This window comes from Hymenobacter jeollabukensis (assembly GCF_005771675.1).
Classification (GTDB): domain Bacteria; phylum Bacteroidota; class Bacteroidia; order Cytophagales; family Hymenobacteraceae; genus Solirubrum; species Solirubrum jeollabukense.
Map to the genome: position 1 here is coordinate 343,802 of NZ_VAJM01000001.1, position 23,253 is coordinate 367,054.

The window sequence follows — 23,253 nt, forward strand, 5'->3', positions numbered from 1 at the left end:
GACGGGTAGGCCTTAGTTGAAATAAGCCACGGCCTGCAGGCTGAGCGCGTTCAGCCGCCCGGCCAGCACGCCCTGCGCGGTGTAGAGGTATTGCCCGCCGTCGTTGGCTTCGTAGAGCAGCAGGGCGTCAGGCCGGGCCAGGCGCGTGGGCCGCAAGCCGTGGTAGTAAAGCAGGTTCAGCCCCACCCGCTGCCGCACCACCACGCCGATACCGCCTTCCAGCCCCAGCTGCCAGTGCAGGCCCACGCCGTCGAGGCCGATGCTCAGCAGGGAGGGCGTGCGGCTATTCGGCACCAGCCGCGGGGGCTCCACGGCCGTTTGAGTGAGGCCCGACACCACCCGCCCCAGCAGGTGCGGCTGCAGGCTACCGGGTCGGCCAAAGCGCCACCGCAGCCCCAGCGGCAGCTGCACCGTGCCGCCCACTACGCGCCCGTTGATGTACGTCTGGTTGGGCGGTTGCCCCAGCGTCAGCTGGTATTCGTGGCGCAGGCGCCAGTAGCGCGGCTCTATTTCCAGGGTGAGGCGGTCGGTCAGCTCGCCGCTGATCTGCAGCCCCAGGTGGTAGGTGGCCGTAGCCGCCGGGCCCGAGCCGTAGCCGGGATTCACCCCCGCGCTGCCGTCGAGCGGCCTGAACGTCAGCTCCACCCGATCCGTGAAGCCGCTGCGGGCGGCGGCGGCCGTCAGCCCCAGATGCCAGGCGCGCTGCGCCACGGCGGTAAGCGGTAGTGCGGTCAGGCACACAGCCAGTGGGAATAGCAGTCGATGCATAACAACTGTAGTGAATAGGGATTCAACGCCTAAGTGGCTAACGAAGCTGCGGCCAGCCCCATTGTCTACTTGCCGACGGCCTCTTCAGCCGCGCCGCGTGAGCGTGAGCTTGAGGCTGGGCACGCCGCCGAGGTGACGCTTGAAGCGCAGCAACGACTCGTTCTGGCCCTCGGGCAAAGTGGAAGTGCCCAGGTCGAGCAGGCGCAGGCCGCTGGCCAGGCCGAAGGCGTGCAGACCGGCGTTAAGCAGCACCACCGGGCTGAACGCGTTGTAGCGCAACGGGCTGGCGGGGTAAAAATTGTAGAGCACGCCGCGGCCGGCCAGCACGGCCACCGTCAGGGCGGCCCAGTCGCCGGCCGCGTCGCGCACCGAAAACAGCAGGTAGTCGCGTGGGAAGTCGCGGAACAGGGCCGTGAGCTGTGCCTCGCTCAGCGACAGGGCCTGCCCCTTCTCCTCGCGGCAGCGGCGCAGAAACTCGTAGGCCAGCGGCAGCAGCAAGGGCGGCTCCTGCTCGAAGCGGAAGCCGTGGCGCTGGCACTTGTGCAGCCGCCGCCGCTCCGAAGGATGCAGCCGCGCCTCGTAGGGCTGATCCAGCGGCAGGTAGGTATCGATTTCGGCCAGCTCGACCCAGTAGCCCAGGCGCTCCAACGCGGCCACCAGCGCGCCGCTGGTTGGCTCGTAGGCGAAGGGCGGCAGGCGAAGCTGCCACGCGAGGCAGCCCTGGGCGGCCAGCGTTTCATGCACCGCGCGCAGCCACTCCTCAAGCACCGGCGCGGGCAGCTCGGCCGTGAGCAACTGGGGGTAGCTGAACGGGGCCGCGGGGCTGCTGCCGGCCAGGCCGTCGGGCTGCCGAAAAATGGGCCACCAGGCCACGGTCTGGGCCGCGTGCTGGTCTTCGAGCAGGGCTACGGCCAGCGGGGGCACTGCGGCGCGCAGCTGGGCGGGCTGCTGGTAGAGGTACAGCTCGGCGGCCAGCGGCAGCGGGGGTGCGGCGGCGTCCGTCAGCCAGCGCAGCCGGTAACGCCCCTGCCCGGCCGGCAGCTCGGGCGGCGCGGCCAGGAAGGTGGAAGGAGCAACGGGAGGCGAAAAACCGGGCACGGACAAAGCAACGAAGCGCCGAAAGTACGTGAAAATCGGCCGTACCGGTTGTTGGACGTCGTTTCCGGGGCACTTCCTGCCGGCCCGGCCGCACATTTTTGGCCGCGTCTGCGTAGCATTACCAGCCGCCCGCTCCTGGGCCGATTACCCCGCGTTTGTTCATGCCCGACTTTGCACCGGAAACCCGCGCCGCCGCACCGGCCGATTCCGCTCCTGAGCTATCCTCTCCGCCCCCCACCGCCGAAGAGGCGGCCGCCACCAGCGTTTCCGACCGCGACGCCACCCGCCAGGCCCGCCTGCAGGGCGTGGGCGCCCGCCCCGGTACGCTCAGCCCCCGCGCCGGCTCGCTCGCGCCCCGGCTGTTCATCTTCAGCTACGACGACAACGGCTACGCCGAGCACGAGTGCGAAGACTACGCCGAGCTGATGCACCGCTTCCGCACCCACCCCGAGCGCCGCCACTGGATCGACGTGCGCGGCTACGGCGACGTGGCCCTGATGCAGCGCATCATGGAGGATTTCGACCTGCACCCGCTGCAGATGGAGGACGTGCTGGGCGACTACCAGCGGGCCAAGGTGGAAGTATTCGGCGACAACCGCCTGTTCCTCGTCTCGCGCATGACGGAGTTTACCGAGCAGCTCGAAATCGACGACGACCAGCTCAGCATCTTCACCGGCCCCAACTACGTCCTCTCCTTCCAGGACGACTACGAGGACTGCCTCGACACGGTGCGGCAGCGCATCCGCTCGGGTTTCAGCCAGATCAAGCAGCGCCCGCCGCTGTACCTGGCCTACGCCCTCACCGACGTAGTGCTCGACCACTACTACCCCACCATGGCCGCCATCGGCGACTACATCGAGGACCTGGAAAACGCCATCATCCGCGGGCGGCCCACCAAGCGGCTGCTGGCGCGCATCCTGCAGATCAAGAAGGACATCGTGCGCTTCCGCCGGCTGGTGTACCCCGAGCGGGAGAAGATTGCCGAGCTGCTGCGCATGCACGACGAGGTGGTGCCTGAGGAAATCAAGGTGTTCTTCCGCGACTGTTACGACCACGCCATCCAGGCCCTCGACCTGACCGAAAGCTACCGCGAATCGGTGTCGAGCCTGATCGACCTGTACATGTCGGACCAGAGCAACCGCATGAACGAGGTGATGAAAGTGCTGACCATGATCAGCGCCGTGTTCATCCCGCTCAGCTTCATTGCCGGCGTCTACGGCATGAACTTCTCCCGCGAGAATCCGCAAGGCGGCGTGAACCACCTGAACATGCCGGAGCTATATAACCCCATCGGCTACCCCACGGTGCTCATCTTTATGGGCGTCGTCGCCATCGGGATGTTGGTGTATTTCTACCGCAAGGGATGGTTTAGCAATTGATGACTAACAGTTTATTTACTAAAACCATAAAACCCTCCCTACAGCCGCACCGGCAGCGCTTCGCCCAGCGCCGCCTGCACCTGCCGCACGCGCTCATCCACCGAGCCCGTCAGCAGCTGGTACGGGATGCCGAGCACGTCCAGCAGCATGAGCTGGGTGTGCTGCTGCAGCGGCTGCTGCGCGGCCGGGGCGCGGGTGCCGTCCTGCTCGAAAGGGAAGTCGGGGGCGCAGACGAAGGTGTGGGCATAACGGGTGCGGCACTCGGCGGCCAGCGCGTGCAGCGCCGCCTCGGCCCGGCCGAAATAGGCGTAGCTGTACCAGAGCGTCGTCACGGCGTTGGTGTCGCTCAGAAGCCAGTGCCGGGCCCGCGGCAGGGCCTGGTCTTCGAGGGCGCGGTGCTGCCGGGCAATGCGCAGCAGGTCGGCGTAAGCCAGCTGCCCACCTTGCTCCTCCCAGAGCGTGCGGCCGTATTCGGCCACCCAGGCCGTGCCCAAGTGCTGGCCCAGCGCCGCCGTCAGCCTCGACTTGCCGGTGCTTTCGGCGCCGAGGAGCGCCACCCGCTGCACGTAGTCGGCGGAGCGGAAATGAGCCTGCACCACCGGGTGCAGCCACTCGGGCTGCCCGTACACATCGGCCCGCAGCGCCGTGCCCGACACCGGCCGCAGGCGCCGCTCCTGGTCGACCAGCACGTGAGCCGCGCCGAGGTGGGCAGCGAAGCCCGCGCCGTAGGCTTCGCTGGTGAATACTACGTCGATGCGCAAGTTCAGCTCAAGCAGCAGTTGACGCACAAACTCCCGGTGCGCGAAGTCCGGCGCATCGTTGGGCGGCAGCTGCGGGTAGTCCGGTTTGGTCAGCGCCCGCACGTGCAGGCGGCAGTCGCCGATACTCATCCCATAGATCTGCCGCAGCCACTCGGCGCGCACCGGAGCCGGCAGGCGCGCCAGGTCGGGCTCGGAGTACACCCACACGTGCAGCTCCGCGACCTGCCCTGCCGCCGCTTCGATGAGCAGCTGATGCCCGCGGTGCAGCGGAGCGAACTTGCCCACCACGAGGCCGGTCCGATGCGTTGGCTGATTGGTCATTCCCGAACGGGTTTCCAGCCGGCTAATCCATCTTGAGCGTGAGCCGGCGCAGCTCGGTGCCGACCACCCGAAACAGCTGGTAGGTGCCGGCCGAGGCGTCGTAGCTCAGGCCCACGGTGGGCGCCGTGCTATCGAAGGGCTGCCCGCCGATGAGGCGGCCGCGGGCGTCGTAGAGGTAGGCCTTGCCGGGGCCGGTTTCGGTGACGACCAGCACGCGCCGGCCGTTGCCGAAATCAAACAGCTGCGCAGGCTTCTCGGCCGAGGTGAGGAAGGTCTGCTCCACCAAGCGGCGGCCGGCGGCATCGAGCACGGTGAGGTGGCCCAGTCCGTCGTCACGCACGATGACGTAGCCCCGGCCGGCCGGATCGGCCACGAGGCGAAACACGCTGTTGCGGCTCCAGGTGGCGAGGCGCCGGCGCGGGCTGATTTCGCCGCTGAGCGTGAAGGTGAGCAGCTCGCCGTGTTGGTTGACCACCGTCAGGCGGGTGCGGCGCAGCGTGGGGCCGGCTTCCACGAAGGCGCTGGTGTGCAGGCGCGCCCCCAGGCTGATGGGGAAGCCCGGCAGGGTATTGCCCAGCGCGTCGTAGGCGAAGATGTAGCCGTTTTCGAGCAGGCACACCACCACGTCGCGGCCGCCCACGCGCAGCAACTGGGGCGGCGCGGCCAGGGCAAAGTCCAGCCGCTTGGGCTGCCAGCCGGCCGGGGCGTTGCCACGGGCATCGAAGAGGAAGACGTTGGCGTAGCGGTCGGCCACCAGCAGGCGGGCGGGCTGGTTATCGGCTGGCGGAACGCTGCTCAGCGAGGCGGCCTGCACGGTATCGGGCAGGTTTAGCGGGAAGTTGCGGGCGGGCCGGCCGCGCTCATCGAGCAAGTGTATGCGGTTGGCCGTCAGCAGCAGCAGACCCGCCCGCCGGCCGAACGCCCCGGGTAGCACACTAGGCGGCACCACCAGCGGCCCGCCCAGCGAGTCGGACCAGCCCACGGTGTTGTCGGCCGTGACGTAGTGCACGGCGCCGCGGCAGTCCTGCACCAGCACCGGCGCGGTGCGGCCCGGGGCGGCCGGCAGCAGCACCGGGCCCAGCGGGGCCAGGCCCGCCTGAAAAGTCAGGCTGCTGCCCACGCCGCCGGCCGTTTGGGGGCCCGCCACGGCCGGCCCTACCGGCGGGTGGCGCAGCACCAGCTGGGTATAGTACTGCCCGCTGTCGGCCGGGGCGTACTGCAGGGCCACCTGCGGAAAGCGCTGCAACAGCGCTTCGTTGCGCAGCAGGCCGGCGCGGCGCTCCTCTATTAGGGCCCGCAGCAGCATATTCCAGCTGTTGCGCGTGTCGAGCATCACGCTCAGCTCGGCCACGGGCGTGGTTTCCTCCAGCAACGCTACTTGTGAGGGCGTGCGGGTCCAGGTCTGGCCGGCGGCTACGTCGGTGAGGTAGGTGCGCAGGGCCGCGGCGTCGTCGGCCAGCACCAGGTAGTCGCCGACGAGGGCGGTGGCGCTGCCCACCGAGGCCGCGACGGGCGCAAACAGCGGCCCAAGCAGGCGCTCGGGTAGGCGCGGCACGCCGTTTTGGTACAGTTGGTAGGGCCCGAACCGCTCGAAGCTGGGGCTGGTGCCGGTGCGGCGGCGCAGCCGCCCCAGCCACTGGGCGGTGCGGGCGGCGTTGCGGGTGCGCACCAGGGCTAGGCGGCCCGGCAGCGCCCGCGGCGAGGGCGTGGCCAGGTAGCACAGCGCGGCTTCGTCGTCGAGGGTGGCGGCCAGGCTGTCGACCAGCGGGCGGGCCAGGGTATCGGCGGCGGTGGCGGGGCGCAGGGCGGCGGTGGCGGCGTGCAGGTGCACCAGGGCGGCGGTGCGGGTGCTGAGCACCTCGGCCATGCGCAGGCGGCCGGCCCGCTGCCCCCGCAGGCGCTGGTGCAGGCTGCCGGCGGCCGTTTCGGCGTTGGTGAAGCCGTTGAAGAGCACGCGGTTGCCGGTCAGCTTCATTTCCAGCAGGCTCTTGCTGCCGATGCTGGCCAGGTACTCAAAATCGGGTCGCAGCTCGGGCCGGAAAAACACGCCCAGAAACGGCGGCAGCTGGCGGTAGTTGATGAGCAGGGCCGCGTCTACGTCTTTGAGCTGCAGGTAGTCGGTTTCCCCAAACTCCGCCGCAATGGACGGCTGCTGCGGGTATTCGGTGCGCTGCAGCACGGCCTCCACCAGGCCCGAATTAGCACTGATGATGAGCGTATTGCGGTAGTTCACGTAGGTCATCCCGAGGCCGTTGCGGCGCTGGGTGACGGTGATGAGCTGGTTGCCGTGGTAGTCGCGGGTGCTCACCTGGTAGCGGGCGTCGCGGCCCAGGCTTTCCACAAGGGTGCGAATCTGGCGGTGCTCCCGCACGCTGCTCACCGGCACCTGAAACAACAGATCGAAGCTGCGCGGGCCGGTGACGTGCAGCGAGGTCAGCACCGTTTTGCGGCCCAGGAAGTCGAGCACCGAGCCCTTGGTGCTGCCCAGGCTGTCGGCCAGCACCACCTGCTCTTCCACCTGCTGAAAGTAGCGCAGGGAGGCCAGGTTGTCCCAGAGCTGCGTTTCCTTCAGCCGGCGCACCAGCGTGGGATGGTCGCGGGTGGCAATGACCAGGGCCGCGTCCTCGGGCACCAGCGCCCAGGGGTCGACGGGCGTGCGGGCCACCACGCGGCGGTAGTACACGTACGACGCCAGCGCCATGAGCAGCAGCAAACCCGAAAGCAGGACCAGTAAGCGGTTCGACATGCAGCGGCGGCGAGGCGGGGTGGAAAGGCGGCAAAGGTAGCTATTCGGACCGGTGGCCGAACAGGTTGCCGAATTGGCCGCTTCGTTGCCCCCGCCAGGCCGTCATGTCGAGCGAAGTCGAGACATCTCGCTTGGTAGTAATTTCAATCGTCAGAAAATTACTTGTGGAAGTCAGCACGCGAGATGTCTCGACTTCGCTCGACATGACGTTACTGCTACCTGCTACCGCCTTCCGAATCCAACCACCCGTAGCATCCGGCCCGCCGATTCCGTACCTTCCGCACCGTATGCCGCGCTTCTCCCGCCCGTTGTTGCCCGCTGCTTCCCTCCTGCTGCTCGCGGCCCTGCCCGCCTGCTTTGATTTGCGCACGCCGGAGCCCGCCAACGCGTCGAGCGAGTGGGTATCGCCCACCAGCATCGATTTGCTGCTCACCAACTTCGCCACGGCGGTGCAGCGGCTCAACGCGGCCAACTACGAGCGGTGCTTCGTGCCCCGCGGCTACCGCTTCTACCCCGATCCGGCCGCGGCGGGCTCCACCAACGCGGCCCTGTTTGCCAACTGGGGCCTGCGCGAAGAGCTGGACTACTTCAACCGCCTGCGGCAGCGCACGCCCGCTGCGGCCCAGAACCAGCTGCTACTCTCGGCCCGCCGCGACCAGATTTACGGGCCCGACTCGGCCGAGGTATCGGCCCAGTACCTGCTCACCCTCAGCCAGACCGATACGGCCTTTCACTACCGCACCATGACGGGCAACATTCGCCTGCTGCTGCGCCGCCGCAACAACGAGTGGCAGATTTCGGCCTGGCGCGACCTGGCCACCGGCAGCCAGCCGGTGTGGACGGAAGCCAAAAAATACTTCATCCGCAACTGACGGGCTGCCAACAAAAGCATGGTCCCGGCGTTTGGCTGCGCCGCGGCCCCAGCTCGGCTGATAGAATATAGCCCGGAGCTATTGCACCTTGCCGGGCCGCGCCGTAGCTTGCACCGAACCGTATGCCCCGGATGATGAACCGTTTGCCCCTGTTTCGCTTGCCTGCCCGCCCGGTGCCGACTCGCCTGGGGCGCTGGGCCCCGCTGGGCGCAGCCGTGGCCCTGGCCGCCTGCAACCCCTTCGCCCCCGGCCTCGACGACGAAAGCATCAACCCCAACCAGCTGCTGGGCAACCCCGTGACGGTGCGCGGCTTTTTCGACCGATTCCGGGCCTCCTACCAGCTGCGCGACTCCACGCTCTACGGGCAGCTGGTCAACCGCAAGTTCACCTTCACCTACCGCGACTTCGCCGCCAACGCCGACCGCAGCTGGAACCGCGACGTGGACGTGAATGCCACCTACAAGCTGTTTCGGGCCGCCCGCTCGGCCAACTTGCAGTGGACGCAGTACCTGCCCACCACCGACACCATGTACTCCGATACGCTGGTGTTCGTGGAGCGGGCCTTCTCGCTGAGCATCGAGCAGCGCGACAACCAGCGCTTCGACGGCACCGGCACGGCCCGCCTGGAGCTGGTGCGCAAAAACCGCTCGGAGCCCTGGCGCATGCGCCGCTGGTACGACCGCAGCGAGTTTTAATCACGGATTGCAGCCGTGCTGGCTCGCGTCTTTCCCAAGGATTTTCCGGAATTGGGAGCCAACCGACCGCGTCCGACTTTTACTTGCAGCGGATTTTTCAGTGGCCTGCCCTTTCGGCGGGCCTTTTTGTTGGGGTCGATGCGGGGCAAACGTCTATCTTCCGGCCCTCATTCCTCACTCCCTCCTCCGCATGAGCGAACCACAAGGCCACTTTCAGCGCGCCATCGGGCTGTTCGACGCCATTATGATTGTGACCGGCAGCATGATTGGCTCCGGTATTTTTATTGTCTCGGCCGACATCGGCCGGCAGGTGGGCGGCGCGGGCTGGCTGCTGGTGGTGTGGCTGCTGACGGGCGTCATTACGCTGGCCGGGGCGGTGAGCTACGGCGAGCTGGCCTCCATGTTCCCCAAGGTGGGCGGGCAGTACGTGTACCTGCGCGAGGCCTTCGGCAAGCTGGTGGCGTTCCTGTACGGCTGGACGCTGTTCCTCGTCATTCAGACCGGCGTAATTGCGGCCGTGGCCGTGGCCTTTGCCAAGTTCACCGGCGTGCTCGTGCCCTGGTTCAGCGTCAACAACGTGCTGTTTTCCCTGGGGCCGTTTCCCTTTTCCTCGGTGCAGCTGCTGGCCATCATCCTGATTATCGGCATCACGGCCATCAACGCCCGCGGGGTGCGCGCCGGCAAGCTGATTCAGAACGTGCTGAGCTCGACCAAGCTGGTGGCCCTGGCCCTGCTCATCGTCGGCGGCCTGCTGCTGGGGCTGAACGCCGAAGCCGTGCAGGCCAACTTCCACGACATGTGGCGCACCGTGAGCTACCCTGCCCCCGGCACCACCGCCCTGCCCATGCCCCTAACCCTGAGCGGCCTAGTCGTGGCCATCGGCATGGCCATGACCGGCTCGCTGTTTTCCTCTGACTCCTGGAACAACATCGGCTTCGCGGGCGAGGAAATCGTGAATCCGGAGCGCACCCTGGTCCGCAGCATGGCCATTGGCACGGCCATCGTCACGGCCCTCTACATCCTCTCCAACGTGGTGTACCTGCTGGTGCTGCCCCTGCACGGCTCGCCCGACGCCACCACCCTGGCCGGCCGCGGCATCATGTACGCCACCGACGACCGGGTGGCCACCGCCGTAGCCGAGCACGTGCTCGGGCCGGTGGGCGCCGTGGTGCTGGCGGTGCTCATCATGCTCAGCACCTTCGGGGCCAACAACGGCATCATCCTGGCCGGGGCCCGCGCCTACTTCGCCATGGCCAAGGACGGGCTGTTCTTCCCCGGCCTGGCTCGGCTGAACGCGGCCGGCGTGCCCAACCGGGCGCTGTGGGCCCAGTGCCTGTGGGCCTGCCAGCTCTGCCTGAGCGGCTCCTACGGCCAGCTGCTCAACTACGTGATGTTCTCGGTGATTCTGTTCTACGTCGTCACCATCATCGGCATCTTCGTGCTGCGCCGCACCCGCCCCGACGCCCCGCGCCCTTACCGCGCCTGGGGCTACCCGGTGCTGCCGGCCATCTACGTGCTGCTGGCCTCGGCCTTCTGCCTGATTCTGCTGTTTGCCCCCGGCACGGCCGAGTTTTCGTGGCGCGGGCTGGTGCTGGTGGCCCTGGGGGTGCCGGTGTACTTCCTGTTCCGTAACCGCTTTGCCGGTAACGTGCCGCCGCAGTCCTGAGGCACCGACGACCAGCAGTGAAAAAGCAACGGCCGCTTTCCCACGAGGAAAGCGGCCGTTTGCGTTGAGCCGAAAAACGGGCCGGCGACTAGCGCCGACGGCGCTTGCCGTTTTCGCTCGGCAGCAGGGTCACGTTGTTGGCCTGGCCGCTGCGTACGCGCATTTCCTGGTCCTGGTAGCCGCCGTAGCCGTACACCACGCTGGCTTCGCCGGCGGGCGTTTCCACGGTATAGTTGCCGTTCTGGTCGGTGCTGGCAATCTTGTTGGTGCCCTTCACGAACACGGTGGCGCCGGCCATGGGCTTGCCGTTTTCGTCGAGGATGCGGCCGCTGAGCGTGGCCGTGCGCGGGGCTTCTTCCACCACCGGCGCGGCAGCGGCCACGGGCTCGGCGGCGGGAGCCGCCGGCTCGGGTGCGGCCGTGGCAGCGGGGGCGCTGGCGGCCGGAGCTGCCGTGGCTTTAGCCGAAGCAGCTGGTTTGATGGGGGCGGCCGTGGTTTTGGCGGCGGCAGCGGCGGTGGGGGCGGCGGTTTCGGCTGGCGCGGCTTCTTCTTCTGCGGCGCTGCGCGAGCCTACGACGCTGGCGCCGATCAGCTCAAAGCTGGGCATCTGCCCGTTGGCAATACGCTCGCGGTTGGCGGCCGGGCCGAAGGCCAGGGCAGCGCCCAGCAGCAGCACTACGCCGCCGGCCAGCAGGCCAAGCTTGCGGTTGCCCGAGTCAAGGGACGATTCGTCGGCCTCAACCGGCTCTTCGGTAACGGATTGGTAGTTGTCGCTCATCGGCGGTAAAAAGTACGGTGGGGGTACCGGGGTGAATGGGAGGTGAACCAGCCAACCCAACCAGGCCAAGCACGGTGGCCGGCCCTGGATTGTGCGCAGGTTGTCTAGTTCGTCCCTAAATATATCACATTCGTATGGCTATACTGCAACAGGCGGATGCAATTCGCCAAAAACAAAGCGCCGCCCCGGTCATCAAGCCCGGAGCGACGCTAAAATTGCTGCTGACGACGCGTTTATTCCTGCACTGGCTGGGCCGCGCCGTCGGGGGCCGTTGAACCGAAAGGCTGCTCGCGGGTGCGCAGGTTTTGCTCGTGGTCCAGTTCGAAGCTGCCTTCCGCCTCGAAGCCCGAGCCCTGCCGCTTGCTCTGGTCCGTGACGTGGTCGTTGGCGCCCTGGGGGCTGGTTTCGCTGCCGCCGATGTGCAGGTTTTTCAGCTGGTTTTTCTCGCCTTCGCGCTGGGTGTAGCCCCGGGCGCCGGCGTTGCGGTAGGCCGTGGGGTCCTTGTCGACATCGGTGTTGTTGTTGACAATTTGCTGGAAGTCGCGCTCCTGCTCCTGCTGCGGGTCGCGCGGCACCACGTTTTTGTCGCGCTTGATCTGCTCGTTGTCGTCGTTGTGGGTGCCTTCGGTATTGAGGTTGAGGGGAGTTGCCATGACGGGTAGGACTGAGTTGGTGTCTGGTAGGCTGTACGCAGCGCACCGGCCCCGCGTTCGGACCGGCCGTGGATGGCGGATTTCGCGTAGGCAAAGCCGTGGCTGAATCCGGCGCGGTCAAAAACCAGTACGTTTGGCCACGGCCCCAAACCAGGCGCCGCCGCGCCGCCGCCTACGCCCCGGCTGATCCGCTCACCTGCTCATCCACTCCTCGACCCATGCACCTGGTTATCATCGGCAACGGCATTGCGGGCGTCAGCTGCGCCCAGACGGTGCGCCGCCTCCGGCCCGAGGCCCGCATTACGCTGGTGTCGGCCGAAAGCGCCCACCACTTCTCCCGCCCCGCGCTGATGTACCTCTACATGGGCCACCTGCGCTGGCCCGACGTGAAGCCCTTCGAGGACTGGTACTGGGTCGAAAACCGCCTGGAGCTGGTGCACGACCGCGCCACCCGCATCGACGCGGACGCGCATACGGTGCACTTGGCCGCCGGCCCGTCCCTCGCCTACGACGCGCTGCTGCTGGCCACCGGCGCCACCACCCAGTACTACGATTGGCCCGGCCAAGACCTGCGCGGCGTGCAAGGCCTGGTGTCGAAAGCCGACGTGGAGCTGATGGCCGACCTCACCCGCGACGTGCGCGAGGCGGTGGTGGTAGGTGGCGGCCTGATCGGGGTGGAAATGGCCGAGATGCTGCGCACCCGCGGCCTGGCCGTCACCATGCTGGTGCGCGACCGGCACTACTGGGGCTCGGTGCTGCCGCCCGAAGAGGCGGCCCTGGTCGATGCCCAGCTGCGCCGCCACGGCGTGCGGGTGCAGTATGGCACCGAGCTGGCCGAAATTCTGGGTGACGCCAGCGGCCGGGTGCGGGCCGTGCGCACCAGCGGCGGCCAGGAGCTGCCCTGCCAGTGGCTGGGCGTGGCCACCGGCGTCGTGCCCAACCTAGCCCTTACGGCCGGCACCAGCATCGAAACCGACCGCGGCATCCTCGTCGACGAGTACCTGCGCACCTCGGTGCCGGGCATTTTCGCGGCCGGCGACTGTGCCCAGCGCCGCACGCCGCCGCCCGGCGAGGCGGCCATCGAGCCGCTGTGGTACACCGGCCGCATGCAGGGCGAGACGGTAGCTCACACCATCTGCGGGCAGCCCACGGCGTACCAGCGCGGGCCCTGGTTCAACTCAGCCAAGTTTTTCGACCTCGAATACCAGACCTATGGGCAGGTGCCGGCCCGGCCCGCCGACGGCAAGGCCAGCTTCTGGTGGCAGCACCCCACGGCCCCGCTGGGTCTGCGCCTGCACTACCGCGCCGACGCCTCCCGGGCCTTGCTGGGCGTCAATGCGCTGGGTCTGCGCCTGCGCCACGACGTGTGCGACCAGTGGCTGCGCCGCGCCACGCCGGTGCCGGAGGTGCTGGCGCAGCTCGGGGCCGCTAATTTCGACCCCGAATTCTTCGCCCAGCACGAGCCGGCCATCGTGGCCGCGTACAACGCCCGGCACCCCGACGAGCCGGCCGTGGTGCTGCGCCGCCGCAAGGGCCTGCTCGGCCGCCTGCTTTCCGTATAATCCGCCCATCATGGCCGCCAAACCCGACTACCGCAAGCTCTATCACCCCGCCGCTTTCAACGCCTGGCAAACCATTGCCTTCACCGGCATCGTAATGACTCTGGGCGCCCAGCTCGTACTAGCCCTGATTCGGCAGCCCAAGCCGGACGGATTTCATTGGCTGTACGTGGTCTGGGCCGGGGTTTTCGTGCTCGGCACGCTCACCAACCTCTTCGGCAAGCCCGACGACCATCATCATCATTGACAACGGCTGGCGCCGGTTACGCCGCTGCATTGCGACACCGGGGCCAGTTCACTTTCATTCGTTTCATGCCCTCACTTTCCGCGTATTCCGATCAGCCCCTGGCCCACCCTGCTCCTGACACGCCCGCGGCGGAGCGCCTGTGGCTGGCGTTGGTAGCCCTGGGGCTGCTGGCCCTGGTCGTGACGGCCGCTGCCCCGGCCGGGCTGCGCGAGCCGGCCTTCTGGCTGGGCGTGGCCCTGCTGAGCGCCGGTGCGCTGGGCTGGAGCTGGTGGAAGTTTGGACGGGGCCCCGATGGCGTGCGTCACAACTACCTCTGGGCCCGCGCCAGCACCTCGCGCGGAGCCGTAGCCTGGGTTACGGGCGTGGCCCTAACGGGCTTTTACGTGGTGCTGTACTGGTGGCCCGAGTACCTGGAAAACCTCATCCGCCCGCTCGACGGGCTGAGCCAGTTGCTGCGCCAGCGCCAGGCCGACCAGTGGTTTCTTTACGGCACGTTCTACACCCTGGCCGTGCTGCTGATGGGTGCGCGGGCCCTGCTGAAGTACCGCCACTCGCCCTACCAGCGCGTGCGCACCGCCTCGGTGATGTTCTTTCAATTGGGCTTTGCCTGGCTGCTGCCGGGCGTGCTGCTGGCCCTGCAGCAGCCCGAGTTTTACTTCACCTATTTCTGGCCGCTGAAGTACGATTACCTGTTTCCCGGCGGCGTGCAGTCCTTGCTGCAAAACGGGCACCTCGGCGCCTTCATGGTCGGCTGGGGCGTGATTATGTCCTTCGTGGCCACGCCGGTGCTCACCTACTTTTTCGGGAAGCGCTGGTACTGCTCCTGGGTGTGCGGCTGCGGCGGGCTCGCCGAAACCGCCGGCGACCCGTACCGCCACCTCAGCGACAAACGCCGCGAAGCCTGGCGCTACGAGGTCAGCATCGTCTACACCGTGCTCGGCTTCATCGTGGTGACCACGGCGCTGCTGTGGCTGAACACCCGCCTGGGCGGGGCCCTGCTCGGCCGCCTCTCCGACGAGTTTTCGCGCACCTACGGCTTCGTGGTCGGGGCGCTGTTTTCGGGCGTGGTGGGCGTGGGCTTCTATCCTATTCTGGGCAGCCGGGTGTGGTGCCGCTACGGCTGCCCGATGGCGGCCTACCTGGGCCTGCTGCAGAAGCATTTTTCCCGCTTCCGCATCACGACCAATGGCGGGCAGTGCATCAGCTGCGGCAACTGCTCCAACGTCTGCGAAATGGGCATCGACGTGAAGCAGTACGCCCAGCGCGGCGAGCCGATCATCCGGGCGGCCTGCGTGGGCTGCGGCCTGTGCAGCACGGCCTGCCCGCGCGGGGTGCTGAACCTGGAAAACGGCCCGCGCGAAGGCCGCTACCAGCCCAGCCAGCTGATTCGGGCCGAGAGCCTGCGGATTCTGGACTAGCATGCCGGCCGATTGTGGCGGTCCTTGTAGTATTGCAAGGTTCTCCGCCGGCCCACTGCGTTGCCTTGTTCGTTTATGCCTCTTTTTTCCCGTCAGCTGCTGATTCTGCTGACCGACCTTCTTCTGCTTAGTGGCTGCGTCAGCATCGGGCCTCCCAGCAGCATTTCGCCTGGCCTCTATGCCGCCACCACCGGCCTGCCGGCCACTGGCTCACGCGTGTGGACCACGGCAGCCGGCGGCATCAACGATTTCAATGTGCTGAAATTCCACCCTGGAAAAGCCACCGATGAGCGCTGTCGCGACACGTTGACCTTCTCCTACAAAGAACTACAGCATACCAGGCTACCGCAGGCGCCGGGCATTGTTCCGTTGCCCACAGCGGGGCTGGGCATTGATGAAGCAGAGGTGTCGGTGCTGGAATGGAAACGTTACCAGGAGCTGACCGCACCCGCCGGCCAGCCCCTCAACCCCGCCGTGCAGCCCCTGGCACCAGCGCTGCCCGTACCGGCCTACTACACCGATGCGTTTTACCACCGTTTTCCCATCGTGGGCATCAGCCGTGAGCAGGCTCAGGTGTTCTGCCGCTGGCGCAGCCGCGTGGTGACGCAGGCCTACAATACGGGCAACCACCTCGACTCGCTCAACCGTGACTACGTGCGCTTCGAATACCGCCTGCCCACCGAAGCCGAATGGGAGTTGGCCGCGGCAGCCGGGGGCCGAGGGCCCTGGGGCGTCAAATGCATCAGCATTCCGGTACGCGTGAATCCGAGTGCGGCGGCTTACCTGCAGCGCCGCTCGGGCAGCACGGCCAGCGTCGAGCAGATTGCAGCTGACATCAAAGCATACAACCAGCGGCAGCCCGCACGCGACTGGGTGAGCTATGCCCAAGCCGAGCCCTACTTTCTACGCTTGGCTTCCCCGGCTTACGTCTGGCAAGGCCCGCCTAATGATTTTGGCTTGTACCAGATGTTCGGCAACGCGGCCGAGCTGGTGCAGGAGCCCGGCCTCACCAAGGGCGGCAGCTACCAGGACCAGCTGACTGCCTGCACCGTCAGAGCCCGCGGCAGCTATTCCGGTCCGGCTCCCACTGTGGGGTTCCGATGCGTGTGCGAAGCGAGTTACCCGAACCGCAAGTAGACCGCGCTACTGCTGCTGACGCGGCCTTTCCGGCACCAGCCGCACCTTGGGCAGCGACTCCTGCGGCATCCGTTCCGGCTGTTTTCGGCTCAGCCGAACCACGGCGGCCGAATCGGGGTGCGGGGCGGGCACCACGACGCGCAGGGCGTAGGGTTCGGCGCGGTAGCTGCCGGGCGCGGGCGACATGGGTGCGAGGTCGGTCAACAGCAGCGGTGCGTCGTGGGCGGGGTAGAGGCGGTCAAACCTAAGCGGCGCCTTGGGCACGGGCTCGATGGCCGGTTTGGCAGGCTTCTGCTGGGCCATGGCATTGCCAGCCAACAGCAAAAAGCCGATGATCAGAAGGCCGGTTTTCATACTGAATAACTGTTAGTTAACCAGATTAAAGACGCACCAAATCCTGCATATGTTGCAGTCCTGACCATCGTACAATCCGGTCATTTCTCAACCGGCCGCCCGGCACCTATCACCGGGCCTACTTCAGAAACGCCAGCACGGCGGCGTAGAACTGCTGTGGCTCCTGCAGGTGCGGAATGTGGCCCACGCCGGGCAGCTCCACCAACTTGCTGCCCTTGATGGCCTTGGCCGTGCGCTGGCCCAGCGCCGGGTACTGACCCAGTTTCTCCAGCACTTTCGGGTCTTTGATCAGCCCTTTGCCCACCACCGTGCGGTCTTTCTGCCCGATGATGAGCAGCGTGGGCACCTGCACCCGGTCGAACTCGTAGCAGACGGGCTGCTGGTAGATCATATCGTAGGTGAGGGCGCTGGCCACGGCCACGGTGGGGTAATCGGGGCTGCGCGTCTGGGCGGCCAGGGGCAGCAGCCACTGGTCGTGGGCCTGCGGGTACGGCCCGGGGTAGTAGCTCGCGTGGTACTTGCGGATGCTCTCCTCGGTGGCCTGCAGCTCGGTGCGGGTGGCGTCGAGCACCGTCTGGAAGGGCACGCCGCGGCGGTAGTCCTCCAGCCCGATGGGGTTTTCGAGCACCAGCCGCTCGGTGGCGGCCGGGTATTCGATGGCGAAGCGCGTGGCCAGCATGCCGCCCATGCTGTGGCCCAGCACCACGGCTTTTTTCACGCCCAGCGTGTCGAGCAGGGTCTTGGTGTTGCGGGCCAGCTGGTGAAAAGAGTAGTGCAGGTTGGGCTTATCGGACTTGCCGAAGCCCACCTGATCGGGCACCACCACCCGAAAGCCGGCCTTGGTCAGCGCCTCGATGGTGCCGCGCCAGTAGGCCCCGAAGAAGTTTTTGCCGTGCAGCAGCAGCACGGTGCGGCCGTTGGCCGCGGCGGTGGGCCGCACGTCCATATAGGCCATGCGCACGGGCTGGCCCTCTAGCCGCAGCGGCAGGTACTGCACCGGGTGCGGGTAGTCGTAGTCGTCGAGGGTGGCGTTGAGCACGTGGGGCACGGCCGACTGGGCGGCGGCCGGGCGGCCACTGAGCAGCAGTGCCGCCAGCACGAGGAGAAGCAAACGAGGCATCGAGAGAAGCTTGGTGGAGCCCCGAGTTACGCAGAACGGCCGGTTTTGGCTGGCGCCGCAGCCCGAAGCGCTGGCCGTACCGGTACGCGGGGGCAGCAAGCTCAGCTAACCAGCGGCGGCACAATCAGGGAAAGGCTACCGTTCGGCCGGCTCACCAGGGAGCCGCCGCAGTTGCTGCAACTCGTCGCGAAACGGCCCGGTTCCCGTCCACAACTCGCGCAGCCGCAGGGTTTGCCCGTCGTAGTGGTCGACGGAGTATACCCACAGCAGCGGGCTGTGCTGCTCGTCGTAGGGGTGCTTTTGCTTGGCCAGGAACGTGGTGCGGTCCAGCCAGCGCAGGTAAAAGGTATCGGGGTCGTTGCAGGTAATTTCGTTGCGCCAGATGGCGTAGTCGCTGCCGACAAACTCAAACCCGGCGCACTCGGCGGAATCGATCAGGAAGCGGCCCCGCAGCTCGGTGGCGTAGTCGGGCCCCGGTCCCGAGCGGCGTGCCGGGGCCGGCGGGCCCTGCGGCCGGCCAAACCAGCCCAGCGCAAACGCCCCGGCCGCCACCAGCGGCAGCAGCAATGGCTTCCTGTTCACGGCTACTGCCCTTCTGCGGCCCGCTGCCGGAGCAGCAGCTCGATGGTGCGCGTTTCCTCGTCGCTCCACACCACGCTGCGCACGTCCTCCACCTGCAGCACGGTGTGGCCGTCGGGCTCGCCGAACGCGGTGAAGACTTCCAGCAGCAGCTCGTCGTCGGTGAGGCGCACCACGTAGCCGTAGGGGTCGTTCTGGGAGTTGGAAGTGACGAGCTGCACAAGCTGGTGCGCCTCGTGGGCGCGCTGCAGCAGGGCAGGCACAGTGAGGTAGTGCTCATCGAGGCCGTCGGGGGCGGTGGGCAGGCCGTACACGGCTTCGGGGTGTTGCTCCTTAAACTCAATCAGGCGCACGTACTTGTCGTCGAAGTGCACCTGGGCCACTTCGGGCAGCGCGATGCTGCGCACGCCGGTGAGCATGCCCTGGCGGGTGATGGTGCGCAGCAGCACCAGGTCGGGGTTGTGGCTGAGCACATAGCCCAGGTACAGTTCGCCGGCGGCCTGCAGGGCCACCACGCGGCGGTTGCGCTGGGCCCGCTGCAGCAAATCGGTCAGTAAAGCTCCCATCGAAATCGATTCAGACGCCGCAAGGGCATCGGTAAGACGCGCAAAATACGGCGCAGAAAGCAGCTTTGCGGCTTTTTCAGAGGCCAAAGGGTGAATTTCTCCTATGCCGATTCGGAACCTATCTATATCGGTCGTTTTCCGGAACGAGGCGGTGTTTTTTGCGGAACCAACGCCTTACCTATCTCCCGCCCATGCTCGTTTCCCGCCTCTCGAAGGCTCACCTGCTCGGCTTCGGCCTGCCGCTGCTGCTGGCCGGCGCCGCCTGCCAGAGCAATTCTTCGTCGTCCGAAACTACCACGGCCCAGCCCGCCGCGGCCGACTCCGCCGCTACGGCCACCGCCGCCAAGCCCAAATTCCTGTCGGCGCCGTTGGTACGCGACATCTACACGGCCGACCCCTCGGCGCACGTGTTCGGCGGGCGCATCTACATCTATCCCTCGCACGACATCGACGCGGGCATCAAGGAAGACGACAACGGCGCCCACTTCGCCATGCGCGACTACCACGTGCTGTCGATGGACAGCGTGGGCGGCAAGGTGACGGACCACGGCGTGGCGCTGGATATCAAGGACATTCCCTGGGCCAAGCGCCAGCTCTGGGCGCCCGACGCGGAGTTCAAGAACGGCACCTACTACCTCTACTTCCCGGTGAAGGACAAGCAGGACGTGTTCCGCCTCGGCGTGGCCACCAGCACCTCACCCACCGGCCCCTTCAAGGCCGACCCCAAGCCCATGGCCGGCTCCTACAGCATCGACCCGAACGTATTCACCGACGCCGACGGGCAGAGCTACCTGTACTTCGGCGGCATCTGGGGCGGGCAGCTGCAGCGCTGGCGCGGCACGCAGTACGACTCGACGGTGGCGCCCAACCAGCCCGCCCAGGCCGTGGCCATCGGCCCGCGGGTGGCGCGGCTGAGCAAGGACATGCGCAGCTTCGCCGGGCCGGTGACGGAAGTGCAGATTCTGGATGAAAACGGCAAGCCCCTGCTGGCCGGCGACACCAAGCGCCGCTTTTTCGAGGGCGGCTGGCTGCACAAGTACCAGGGCAAGTACTACTACTCTTACTCCACCGGCGACACCCATTTGCTGGTCTACGCCGTCGGCGACAAGCCCACCGGGCCGTTTACCTACAAAGGCGTCATCATGAACCCGGTGCAGGGCTGGACCACGCACCACTCCATCATCGAGCACAAGGGCAAGTGGTACATCTTCTACCACGACACCGAGCTGTCGGGCAAGACCCACCTGCGCAACGTGAAAGTGACCGAACTCAAACGCCGCCCCGACGGCAGCATCGAAACCATCGAGCCGATGGTGACGCAATAAGCCGCGCAGCAAGTTTGTCGCCAGCAACCACCGCGGGCCCCGACTGCCAGACAGTCGGGGCCCGCGGTGGTTTGGGACCGAAGCTATGGCCATTTCAACCGGGCCGCGTCCGCCCGGACAATTGCCTCCCACGCGGACGCGGACTAAAGCCCACGCTACAATTTCGGGGTGTTAGCGCAGCAGGCGGCGTAGGGCTTGCTCGATAACGTCCAGGCGGCGGTTGACGGTTTGCAGCACCTCGTCGCTGAAGAAGGCGGCGCCGTTGGTGCGGGCGGCCAGGTAGCGCGCCAGCGTCGAGCTTTCGTGCAGGTAGCTGCGCAGCTCGCGTTGGGCCTGCTCCCAAGCGTCCGCGCTGCCTCCGGTCAGCAGGCGGGCGCGTAGCTGGATGGTCAGGCTTACCAGGCCGGCCAGCCGGGCCAGGAGCGCGTCTTCGGCGGCGGTAAATGCGCGCGGCTCCCGCCCAATCACGCACATAGTGCCGATGTTCTCGCCCTCGGGCATGCGCAACGGGGCCCCGGCGTAGCAGCGCAGCCCGGCGGCTTCGGCCACCAGCGGGTTTACCAGGTTGCAACGCTCCTGCTCCAGGTCGGGGAAGGTGACAGTAGTATGCTCCAGCACGGCCGCCGAGCACAGGCTGTCGGCCCGGGGCACGGTTTCCAGGCCCGGCAGGCCCACGTTGGCCTTGAAAAACACATCTTCGGCCCCGACCAGGGAAATCAGCGAGATGGGCAGATTGAAGAGCTGCGCGGCCAAGGCCACGTAATCGTCGAAAATCGGCTCCGGGGTGGTATTCAGAATCTCGTACTGGTAGAGCGTGCGCAGGCGCGTCGGTTCGGTGGCCGGAATAAGCGAGGCGGGCTGAACGTAAGGCGGCATGCGGAATCCCTGCGGGGTAAGTACGGGCGCAAAGTACGTGAATCTTGAGCCGGCGAGGCGCTACCGAGCTTACCCCTGCGCGGCAGCGGCCAGCAAACCAGCCACTTCGCGCAGGCGGCGGCTTACTTCTTCCAGGAAATCGGCCGGTACGGGCACCTGCTCCCCGCTGCGCACTTTCAGGTAGCGCACCAGGGCCATTTGGTTGCGCAGCTCGGTTTCGGCATTCTGGCGCAGCCGCTCCCAGCCGGCCTCGTCGGCGGCGCGCAGGCGGCGGCGGGCTTCCAGGGCCAGCATGGTCAGCTCGGCCAGGTGGGCCAGCATCTGCTGCTCGGCTTCGGTTAGCTCGCGGGGTTCGTAGCCGGCCAGGCACAGCGTGCCCAGGCAGCCGCCCTGCGGCGCCCGTAGCTGGGCCCCGGCGTAGAACACCACGTGCTGGGCCCGCATGAGCGGGGTGCTGAACTGGGGCTGGGCGGCGAGGTCAGGGAAAACGAGCACCGGCAGCTCGTGGCGCACGGCCTGCGGGCAGATGCTCTGCTCAATCGGCAGGCTGTCTTGGGCGGGCATGCCCACGCTGGCTTTGTGCCACACCTCCTCGTCGGCCACGAAGGCAATGCGCGCCACCGGCACGCTGAAAATGTAGGCGGCCAGGGCCGTCAGGTCGTCGAACAGCGGCTCCTGGGCCGAGTGCAGGATGTCGTACGAGTGCAGCACTTGCAGGCGGGAGGATGGAGGCACGGGGAAGCAGCTGGGATTCGGACGATAAGAAGGGCTAAAAGTAGCCAGCCCGTTTGGTTCGGCAAGCCGACGCGGGCCGATAGGTGCGGGTCGGCCGCCTTTAAAGGCGCGGCGCCGGCTTCATTCCGGCTGGCTGCCGCCGAAGCCACCGGCGCCGGATGCGCGAAAGAGGTATATTGGAAGGCGCGAATTGGGCGCTCCGGCCGAAAACCGGCCGCCCGGCCCGCCGCGTATGTGGGGGGCCACCGCCCGTGACGCCCGCTGCGCCTTCCCTGCCGCCGCCCTGCCCTCTACCCTAGCCCGTGCCTATGGCCCGACTCGTACTACGCCCCTTGTTGCCCCTGTTGCTGGCCATCGTGGAAGCGGCGGCCCTGGCCTACGTGCTGCGCGCCGTGTCGCGCTTCATCGGCTTCAACAACCTGCTGCCCTGGTGGATGGGCGAGGCCATTCACCAGACGGTGCTGCTGACGGCCTTCCTGGCCACCCTGCTGTTCGAGCAGCCCCGCCCCTCGCGCCGCATGGCCGTGCTGGCCGCCGCCGTGCCGGGCGCCGTCATGGCCTACGACTTCTTCATGGCCTTCACCCGCAGCTGGGGCTGGTTGCTGAGCGGGGCCACGGCCTTCGTGTTCGGCTACAGCCTATACCTGATTTTGAGCGAGGAAGCCGAGCTGCAAACCAGCAACCGCGCCGGCCGCTGGCACCGCCGGGTGTTGCAGCGCCGCCGCCACGAGTAGCCCCTCCGCGCCGTACCGTTTGCCGCCGGTTCGGCTGCTTGTCCCCACTTTTGCGCCCTGATTCGCGCCGCATGCCCTCTTCTTCCGCACCGCCCTCCCCGCTTCCGCTCATCGACGTTATCATCCCGGCCCACAACGAAGCCCGCAGCATCGGGCTGGTGCTCCGCGACATTCCCTGGGCTTGGGTGCGCGAGGTCATCGTGGTCGACAACGCCTCCACCGACGACACGGCCACCCCGGCCCGCGCCGGCGGGGCCACCGTGCTGCGCGAAGACCGCCCCGGCTACGGCTTCGCCTGCCTGCGCGGCATGGCCCACTGCTACGCCCGCCCGCCCCGGGAGCAGCCCGACATCATCGTGTTTCTCGACGGCGACTACTCCGACTACCCCGAGCAGCTGCCCGAGCTGCTGCGCCCGATTCTGGAGGATGGCGTGGACATGGTCATCGGCTCCCGGGCCCTGGGCCAGCGCGAGCCGGGCGCCATGCTGCCCCAGCAGATTTTCGGCAACTGGCTGGCCACCACGCTGCTGCGGCGCCTTTACGGGGCGCATTTCACCGACCTGGGCCCCTTCCGTGCCATCCGGGCCGAGGCCCTGCGCCGCCTCGACATGCAGGACCAGACCTACGGCTGGACGGTGGAAATGCAGCTCAAAGCCGCCAAACAGGGCTTGCGCTGCGCCGAGGTGCCGGTGCGCTACCGCCGCCGCATCGGCGTGTCGAAGGTGTCGGGCACGGTGAAGGGCACCCTGGGCGCGGGCTACAAGATTCTGTGGACCATTTTCCGCTACGCCCGTGGCTAGCCGCCGCGCCGCCCGGCCGCGTACCTTTGCCGGGCCGATGAAGTTGATTACCGTGGCTGCTTACCG

23 protein-coding genes are annotated in these 23,253 nt (G+C 67.3%); 11 read left to right on the plus strand and 12 right to left on the minus strand.

Going from position 1 to position 23,253, the window contains the following annotated elements:
• Positions 1 to 12 precede the first annotated feature (12 nt).
• Both FDY95_RS01540 and FDY95_RS01545 read right to left on the minus strand, forming a co-directional pair.
• Positions 13 to 768, minus strand: a complete 756-nt coding sequence (locus FDY95_RS01540; protein ID WP_138074958.1) for a porin family protein — start codon at positions 766 to 768, stop codon at positions 13 to 15.
• 84 nt (positions 769 to 852) lie between these two features.
• Positions 853 to 1,866 carry a GNAT family N-acetyltransferase gene (locus FDY95_RS01545; protein WP_138074959.1) on the minus strand — a complete coding sequence of 338 codons (1,014 nt, stop codon included), beginning with the start codon at positions 1,864 to 1,866 and terminating at the stop codon, positions 853 to 855.
• 161 nt (positions 1,867 to 2,027) lie between these two features.
• Between FDY95_RS01545 and corA the strand changes: the two genes are divergently transcribed.
• A complete protein-coding gene (corA, locus tag FDY95_RS01550) occupies positions 2,028 to 3,245 on the plus strand; it encodes a magnesium/cobalt transporter CorA (RefSeq protein ID WP_138074960.1) in 1,218 nt (405 codons plus the stop codon).
• Positions 3,246 to 3,283: 38 nt separating this feature from the next.
• Here corA and FDY95_RS01555 read toward each other — a convergent pair whose 3' ends face one another.
• Both FDY95_RS01555 and FDY95_RS01560 read right to left on the minus strand, forming a co-directional pair.
• Positions 3,284 to 4,327: an AAA family ATPase gene (locus FDY95_RS01555; protein ID WP_138074961.1), complete on the minus strand. Its 1,044-nt coding sequence runs from the start codon at positions 4,325 to 4,327 to the stop codon at positions 3,284 to 3,286.
• Positions 4,328 to 4,349: 22 nt separating this feature from the next.
• Positions 4,350 to 7,073, minus strand: a complete 2,724-nt coding sequence (locus tag FDY95_RS01560) for a hypothetical protein (protein ID WP_138074962.1) — start codon at positions 7,071 to 7,073, stop codon at positions 4,350 to 4,352.
• 287 nt (positions 7,074 to 7,360) lie between these two features.
• Between FDY95_RS01560 and FDY95_RS01565 the strand changes: the two genes are divergently transcribed.
• The 3 genes from FDY95_RS01565 to FDY95_RS01575 all read left to right on the plus strand — a co-directional run bounded on the left by FDY95_RS01565 (position 7,361) and on the right by FDY95_RS01575 (position 10,306).
• Complete coding sequence (locus FDY95_RS01565; RefSeq protein ID WP_138074963.1) at positions 7,361 to 7,945, plus strand: hypothetical protein; 585 nt, start codon at positions 7,361 to 7,363, stop codon at positions 7,943 to 7,945.
• Between the two features lie 134 nt (positions 7,946 to 8,079).
• Entirely contained in the window at positions 8,080 to 8,640 is a 561-nt protein-coding gene (locus FDY95_RS01570) for a hypothetical protein (RefSeq protein WP_138074964.1), read from the plus strand.
• Between the two features lie 190 nt (positions 8,641 to 8,830).
• Positions 8,831 to 10,306 (plus strand): APC family permease, encoded by a 1,476-nt coding sequence (locus FDY95_RS01575; protein ID WP_138074965.1) that lies wholly within the window; start codon positions 8,831 to 8,833, stop codon positions 10,304 to 10,306.
• 88 nt (positions 10,307 to 10,394) lie between these two features.
• Here FDY95_RS01575 and FDY95_RS01580 read toward each other — a convergent pair whose 3' ends face one another.
• Complete coding sequence (locus FDY95_RS01580) at positions 10,395 to 11,084, minus strand: carboxypeptidase-like regulatory domain-containing protein (protein WP_138074966.1); 690 nt, start codon at positions 11,082 to 11,084, stop codon at positions 10,395 to 10,397.
• A gap of 233 nt (positions 11,085 to 11,317) precedes the next feature.
• The gene (locus FDY95_RS01585) at positions 11,318 to 11,737 is read right to left on the minus strand and encodes a hypothetical protein (protein WP_138074967.1); all 420 of its coding nucleotides are present in this window, start codon (positions 11,735 to 11,737) and stop codon (positions 11,318 to 11,320) included.
• Positions 11,738 to 11,955: 218 nt separating this feature from the next.
• Here FDY95_RS01585 and FDY95_RS01590 point away from each other — a divergent pair, with 218 nt between their 5' ends.
• The 4 genes from FDY95_RS01590 (at position 11,956) to FDY95_RS01605 (ending at position 16,098) form a co-directional block, all read left to right on the plus strand.
• A complete protein-coding gene (locus tag FDY95_RS01590; RefSeq protein WP_138074968.1) occupies positions 11,956 to 13,299 on the plus strand; it encodes an NAD(P)/FAD-dependent oxidoreductase in 1,344 nt (447 codons plus the stop codon).
• A gap of 10 nt (positions 13,300 to 13,309) precedes the next feature.
• Positions 13,310 to 13,543, plus strand: coding sequence for a hypothetical protein (locus FDY95_RS01595; RefSeq protein ID WP_138074969.1), 234 nt, complete (start codon positions 13,310 to 13,312; stop codon positions 13,541 to 13,543).
• A 65-nt stretch (positions 13,544 to 13,608) separates the two neighbouring features.
• On the plus strand, positions 13,609 to 14,961 hold the full coding sequence (locus FDY95_RS01600; RefSeq protein WP_138074970.1) for a 4Fe-4S binding protein: 1,353 nt from the start codon (positions 13,609 to 13,611) through the stop codon (positions 14,959 to 14,961).
• 75 nt (positions 14,962 to 15,036) lie between these two features.
• Positions 15,037 to 16,098, plus strand: a complete 1,062-nt coding sequence (locus FDY95_RS01605) for an SUMF1/EgtB/PvdO family nonheme iron enzyme (RefSeq protein WP_138074971.1) — start codon at positions 15,037 to 15,039, stop codon at positions 16,096 to 16,098.
• 6 nt (positions 16,099 to 16,104) lie between these two features.
• On the opposite strand, the gene FDY95_RS01610 is transcribed toward FDY95_RS01605, so the two are convergent.
• The 4 genes from FDY95_RS01610 to FDY95_RS01625 form a co-directional block, all read right to left on the minus strand.
• Positions 16,105 to 16,452, minus strand: coding sequence for a hypothetical protein (locus FDY95_RS01610; protein ID WP_138074972.1), 348 nt, complete (start codon positions 16,450 to 16,452; stop codon positions 16,105 to 16,107).
• A gap of 118 nt (positions 16,453 to 16,570) precedes the next feature.
• Entirely contained in the window at positions 16,571 to 17,572 is a 1,002-nt protein-coding gene (locus tag FDY95_RS01615; RefSeq protein WP_138074973.1) for an alpha/beta fold hydrolase, read from the minus strand.
• A gap of 135 nt (positions 17,573 to 17,707) precedes the next feature.
• Entirely contained in the window at positions 17,708 to 18,154 is a 447-nt protein-coding gene (locus FDY95_RS01620) for a hypothetical protein (protein WP_138074974.1), read from the minus strand.
• Between the two features lie 2 nt (positions 18,155 to 18,156).
• Entirely contained in the window at positions 18,157 to 18,717 is a 561-nt protein-coding gene (locus FDY95_RS01625) for a hypothetical protein (RefSeq protein WP_138074975.1), read from the minus strand.
• A gap of 191 nt (positions 18,718 to 18,908) precedes the next feature.
• Between FDY95_RS01625 and FDY95_RS01630 the strand changes: the two genes are divergently transcribed.
• Positions 18,909 to 20,042: a glycoside hydrolase family 43 protein gene (locus tag FDY95_RS01630; protein ID WP_138074976.1), complete on the plus strand. Its 1,134-nt coding sequence runs from the start codon at positions 18,909 to 18,911 to the stop codon at positions 20,040 to 20,042.
• Between the two features lie 171 nt (positions 20,043 to 20,213).
• On the opposite strand, the gene FDY95_RS01635 is transcribed toward FDY95_RS01630, so the two are convergent.
• Positions 20,214 to 20,918, minus strand: coding sequence for a GAF domain-containing protein (locus FDY95_RS01635; protein ID WP_138074977.1), 705 nt, complete (start codon positions 20,916 to 20,918; stop codon positions 20,214 to 20,216).
• A 69-nt stretch (positions 20,919 to 20,987) separates the two neighbouring features.
• On the minus strand, positions 20,988 to 21,653 hold the full coding sequence (locus FDY95_RS01640; protein ID WP_138074978.1) for a GAF domain-containing protein: 666 nt from the start codon (positions 21,651 to 21,653) through the stop codon (positions 20,988 to 20,990).
• A gap of 308 nt (positions 21,654 to 21,961) precedes the next feature.
• Between FDY95_RS01640 and FDY95_RS01645 the strand changes: the two genes are divergently transcribed.
• The gene (locus FDY95_RS01645; RefSeq protein ID WP_138074979.1) at positions 21,962 to 22,387 is read left to right on the plus strand and encodes a hypothetical protein; all 426 of its coding nucleotides are present in this window, start codon (positions 21,962 to 21,964) and stop codon (positions 22,385 to 22,387) included.
• Between the two features lie 71 nt (positions 22,388 to 22,458).
• A complete protein-coding gene (locus FDY95_RS01650) occupies positions 22,459 to 23,187 on the plus strand; it encodes a glycosyltransferase family 2 protein (RefSeq protein ID WP_138074980.1) in 729 nt (242 codons plus the stop codon).
• Positions 23,188 to 23,253 lie beyond the last annotated feature (66 nt).

Bases quoted from the DNA above. Each gene is read 5' to 3' on its own strand.
- FDY95_RS01540 (WP_138074958.1), bottom strand. From the start codon at position 768: ATGCATCGACTGCTATTCCCACTGGCTGTGTGCCTGACCGCACTACCG.
- corA (WP_138074960.1), top strand. From the start codon at position 2,028: ATGCCCGACTTTGCACCGGAAACCCGCGCCGCCGCACCGGCCGATTCC.
- FDY95_RS01555 (WP_138074961.1), bottom strand. From the start codon at position 4,327: ATGACCAATCAGCCAACGCATCGGACCGGCCTCGTGGTGGGCAAGTTC.
- FDY95_RS01560 (WP_138074962.1), bottom strand. From the start codon at position 7,073: ATGTCGAACCGCTTACTGGTCCTGCTTTCGGGTTTGCTGCTGCTCATG.
- FDY95_RS01565 (WP_138074963.1), top strand. From the start codon at position 7,361: ATGCCGCGCTTCTCCCGCCCGTTGTTGCCCGCTGCTTCCCTCCTGCTG.
- FDY95_RS01570 (WP_138074964.1), top strand. From the start codon at position 8,080: ATGAACCGTTTGCCCCTGTTTCGCTTGCCTGCCCGCCCGGTGCCGACT.
- FDY95_RS01575 (WP_138074965.1), top strand. From the start codon at position 8,831: ATGAGCGAACCACAAGGCCACTTTCAGCGCGCCATCGGGCTGTTCGAC.
- FDY95_RS01580 (WP_138074966.1), bottom strand. From the start codon at position 11,084: ATGAGCGACAACTACCAATCCGTTACCGAAGAGCCGGTTGAGGCCGAC.
- FDY95_RS01585 (WP_138074967.1), bottom strand. From the start codon at position 11,737: ATGGCAACTCCCCTCAACCTCAATACCGAAGGCACCCACAACGACGAC.
- FDY95_RS01590 (WP_138074968.1), top strand. From the start codon at position 11,956: ATGCACCTGGTTATCATCGGCAACGGCATTGCGGGCGTCAGCTGCGCC.
- FDY95_RS01595 (WP_138074969.1), top strand. From the start codon at position 13,310: ATGGCCGCCAAACCCGACTACCGCAAGCTCTATCACCCCGCCGCTTTC.
- FDY95_RS01600 (WP_138074970.1), top strand. From the start codon at position 13,609: ATGCCCTCACTTTCCGCGTATTCCGATCAGCCCCTGGCCCACCCTGCT.
- FDY95_RS01605 (WP_138074971.1), top strand. From the start codon at position 15,037: ATGCCTCTTTTTTCCCGTCAGCTGCTGATTCTGCTGACCGACCTTCTT.
- FDY95_RS01610 (WP_138074972.1), bottom strand. From the start codon at position 16,452: ATGAAAACCGGCCTTCTGATCATCGGCTTTTTGCTGTTGGCTGGCAAT.
- FDY95_RS01615 (WP_138074973.1), bottom strand. From the start codon at position 17,572: ATGCCTCGTTTGCTTCTCCTCGTGCTGGCGGCACTGCTGCTCAGTGGC.
- FDY95_RS01625 (WP_138074975.1), bottom strand. From the start codon at position 18,717: ATGGGAGCTTTACTGACCGATTTGCTGCAGCGGGCCCAGCGCAACCGC.
- FDY95_RS01630 (WP_138074976.1), top strand. From the start codon at position 18,909: ATGCTCGTTTCCCGCCTCTCGAAGGCTCACCTGCTCGGCTTCGGCCTG.
- FDY95_RS01635 (WP_138074977.1), bottom strand. From the start codon at position 20,918: ATGCCGCCTTACGTTCAGCCCGCCTCGCTTATTCCGGCCACCGAACCG.
- FDY95_RS01645 (WP_138074979.1), top strand. From the start codon at position 21,962: ATGGCCCGACTCGTACTACGCCCCTTGTTGCCCCTGTTGCTGGCCATC.
- FDY95_RS01650 (WP_138074980.1), top strand. From the start codon at position 22,459: ATGCCCTCTTCTTCCGCACCGCCCTCCCCGCTTCCGCTCATCGACGTT.